At 49.4% G+C, this 3,133-nt stretch carries 4 protein-coding genes and 1 tRNA gene; 4 read left to right on the top strand and 1 reads right to left on the bottom strand.

The window, feature by feature from the left end; genetic code table 11:
• Positions 1-332 precede the first annotated feature (332 nt).
• Both QZL66_RS04820 and trxA read left to right on the top strand, forming a co-directional pair.
• The gene (locus QZL66_RS04820) at positions 333-659 is read left to right on the top strand and encodes a hypothetical protein (RefSeq protein ID WP_293601863.1); all 327 of its coding nucleotides are present in this window, start codon (positions 333-335) and stop codon (positions 657-659) included.
• A gap of 87 nt (positions 660-746) precedes the next feature.
• Positions 747-1,055 carry a thioredoxin gene (gene trxA / locus QZL66_RS04815; protein WP_022410605.1) on the top strand — a complete coding sequence of 103 codons (309 nt, stop codon included), beginning with the start codon at positions 747-749 and terminating at the stop codon, positions 1,053-1,055.
• Positions 1,056-1,165: 110 nt separating this feature from the next.
• On the opposite strand, the gene QZL66_RS04810 is transcribed toward trxA, so the two are convergent.
• Positions 1,166-1,241: transfer RNA gene (locus QZL66_RS04810), tRNA-Trp, on the bottom strand.
• A gap of 594 nt (positions 1,242-1,835) precedes the next feature.
• Here QZL66_RS04810 and QZL66_RS04805 point away from each other — a divergent pair.
• On the top strand, positions 1,836-1,970 hold the full coding sequence (locus QZL66_RS04805) for a hypothetical protein (RefSeq protein ID WP_293601862.1): 135 nt from the start codon (positions 1,836-1,838) through the stop codon (positions 1,968-1,970).
• 222 nt (positions 1,971-2,192) lie between these two features.
• Positions 2,193-2,444 carry a hypothetical protein gene (locus QZL66_RS04800; protein WP_022410604.1) on the top strand — a complete coding sequence of 84 codons (252 nt, stop codon included), beginning with the start codon at positions 2,193-2,195 and terminating at the stop codon, positions 2,442-2,444.
• Positions 2,445-3,133 lie beyond the last annotated feature (689 nt).

The following is a 3,133-nucleotide window of genomic DNA, read 5'->3' as shown; positions in this document are numbered from 1 at the left end:
AGACGTAGATAGACGCCTATGAACACGAGCTCTTATTCCGCAGAGTCCATATTGCGGTCCTGCCTGCAAACCGCAGAAAGCAGGACGGACTCCCATGCAAAAATATCGTATTTTCAAACAGCTCCCGCATCCGCAGGAAACGCAAGTTCTATTATATCATATTTTTCGGAGTTTGTGTAGGGGGTTTCAAAAATTTTTTCGGATTTCTTGAAATTTGGTGCGAAATGCTTGAAATGGAGGGGCATGGCGCAGGGATTTCGCCGTCTGCGGACAGCGACTTAGAGGGCACGTGCCCTCTAAGAGAGTCTGTTTTGCATCTAGGCGCATGCAGATTGCGCCGTCAGATTTTTCGAGAGATGAAAGGAAAAACAGAGGAAATCCTTTGTGGATTTCCGAGTATTTTCCTGAAATATCTCGGAAAAGATGCAAGCAAGATGTGTGCGAATAGATGCAAAACAGACTCTAAAACCTCGCCAGCTGCGCTCAGCTGGAGCAGCCTTTTCGGGGACAGTTTCTCAAAACTATTTTGTTTCCGCACGATGGTTTTTGCTGTCTGCGCTTTAAAATATCCGCACAAATTTCTGCTGCTGAAATCTGCGGACACGGCACAACCTGTCCCTACAGCACCACAAAACACCTTACCAACCAGCACACAATGATTCTGAAATCGTCTTGTTTTTCTGTCTGCTCTTGCAATTTCACGGAAAATGGGGTATACTAAAGGCAACGGAAAGGAGCTGAGAAACATGGCAGTTATCTCGCTGACAAAGGACAATTTCAATCGTGAGGTCATGGAGTGCACCACCAAGGTGCTCATCGACTTCTACGCCGACTGGTGCGGACCGTGCCAGATGGTCTCCCCGCTGGTGGACGAGATCGCCGACGAACGACAGGACATCAAGGTCTGCAAGGTCAACGTGGACGAGCAGCCGGCGCTGGCGCAGGCGTTTCGGGTCACCAGCATCCCCATGCTCGCCGTCGTGGAAAACGGAAAGCTGGTACAGCGTGCCGTTGGCGCAAGACCCAAGGCGGACATCCTCGCACTGCTTCAATAAGAGCCTGTTTCGCATTCCGCACAGAAAGAGATACGAACAAGCTCTAAGCAACCTCAAATAACCCAGACAAAAAGAAAACCGCTCCTCGATTGAGAAGCGGTTTTTCGTGATGGCAGGGGCACCAAGAATCGAACTCGGGACACTTGGTTTTGGAGACCAATGCTCTACCAGCTGAGCTATACCCCTATGGGAAATGCAAGAGATTCCTGCAACGTCATTTATTATACCACAGACCGGAGCGTCTGTCAACAACTTTTTTTCGTTTCTTTTGAAAATTTGGTATATATTTTAACTGAATCGGTCTGGATTTCGGCAGAGCTCTATTCTTAAACGAAATGTGAACCGAAAAATCACTACGATTTTGTTATATCTTTTATCTTTTTGATTTGGGGAAATTGACTTTCTATCATGTGAATAAAAAATAGATATTGCTATTTGATTTGCCGAAAAACCGGCGAAACAGATGCAATCCGTGCTGTTTTCGAAACTAACTCACAATTTATGCAAAAATCGGCGCCGGATTCGGGCTGATTTTGCCCTGTCTGACGGCGCTCTCCGGCGGTGCGCTCAGTGGCGGGGAAAGTGACCTGTTTCCGTGGGAATCGGGGCAGATGCTCCGGCGAGCAGCTCGTTTTCCGCCGGATTTCCCAGCGATGGGGAAAAGAACTGATGTATTCTATTTGGCTTTCCACAGTTTCCACTTAGACTTGTGGAAAACTTGTTTTGTTTTCGCCGGGAAGTGCTTTCCACAAGTTTTCCGGAAGATGTGGAAACTTTCACGTGCATTCCACACGATGCGCCGCCGTTCCGGACGATCTGACAAGGGCGTGCTGTACCGGCACGGTTTTGCAGAAGCCCTCATTTTCTGCAACAATGTGGCACCGTCTGAACAACTTCCCCATTATCATCCGGTAAAAAATAAGAAAAGATTAGATAAATTTCGATAACATTTTTAATTTTCTTTATTTTTTTGACGGAATCCCTTTTTCGACAAAATCCGACTTTGAATTGTGCTATAATAGGCGCAGGGATAACACCCAGGCACAATTTTAAAATTCGCACAAGCCCTCGCTGCATGCACAGCCGAAGCTTTCGGGCAGCAGGGCGCACCAAGAAATTTTTTCGGAGGTACTGGTTATGAAAACGGTTCTGACAGAAGTGGCGGAACAATTCCACGTTTCGCCGGAGGAAGTGCGGGCGGAGATTGCCCGTGCCATCCATCTCGCCCTGACATCGTCCGATCCGGAGGTAAAGCGCAGATGGGACAAGCTCCTGCCGCAGAAACAGCGGAATGACATCAGCGTGGAGGCAGTCATTGCCATTCTCACGAAGGCAGTTCTTGCCGGTCATGAGAAAGCGCACACCACACCCTTTGAACTAGCGCACTAACGGCAGCCTCTGCACAGGGCTCGCCGGCGAACAGAGAATCGCCATCGTACATGGTACAACGAGAAAAGCACTCTCACTTCGGTGGGAGTGTTTTTTTTTGCAGGAATGATCGTGGCAAACCGGCGGACACGGCACTATTCTGCGGACACGGCACGCCGTGTCCCTACAGGATGTGCTGCAAAATTGCAAGAGCAGTCACAAAAACCATCGTGCAGAAACAAAACAGTTTCAGAACCGTCTGCCCGAAAAGGCTGCTCCAGCTGAGCGCAGCTGGCGAGGTGTTCTTAGAGGGCGAGCAGCCCTCTGAGTCGCTGTCCGCAGACAGCGAAATCCCTGCGCCATGCTTTTGGCGCACGGGGAAGGTGGGTGAGAAAAGCGACAGCTTTTCGAGGGCGGAGCGAACAAGACCGCTCCGCCCTTGTGTCCCGCTTGCTGTTTCTTGATTTTGAAAACGTTCCGGCGGAACGTTTCCAACGGGATATTCCTTTCCCGAAACCGGCGGACACGGCACGCCGTGTCCCTACGGACGAATCCTATCATTATTTTGTGACAGAAATACAGAATGTTTCACGTGAAACATTTTTCGTTAGAGAATATCCCCCCCGTTGAAAACGTTCCACAGGAACATTTTCAAGGTTGCAATACAGCAGGCGGGAAACAGGGCGGAGCGGTCTTGTTCGCTCCGCCCT

It is taken from the genome of Ruminococcus sp. CAG:330 (genome assembly GCF_000437175.1).
Taxonomy (GTDB): Bacteria; Bacillota; Clostridia; order Oscillospirales; family Ruminococcaceae; genus Ruminococcus_C.
This window is presented reverse-complemented; position numbering and strand designations above follow the sequence as displayed.

Coding starts and splice junctions, on each gene's coding strand:
- QZL66_RS04800 (WP_022410604.1), top strand. CDS start 2,193: ATGAAAACGGTTCTGACAGAAGTGGCGGAACAATTCCACGTTTCGCCG.
- trxA (WP_022410605.1), top strand. CDS start 747: ATGGCAGTTATCTCGCTGACAAAGGACAATTTCAATCGTGAGGTCATG.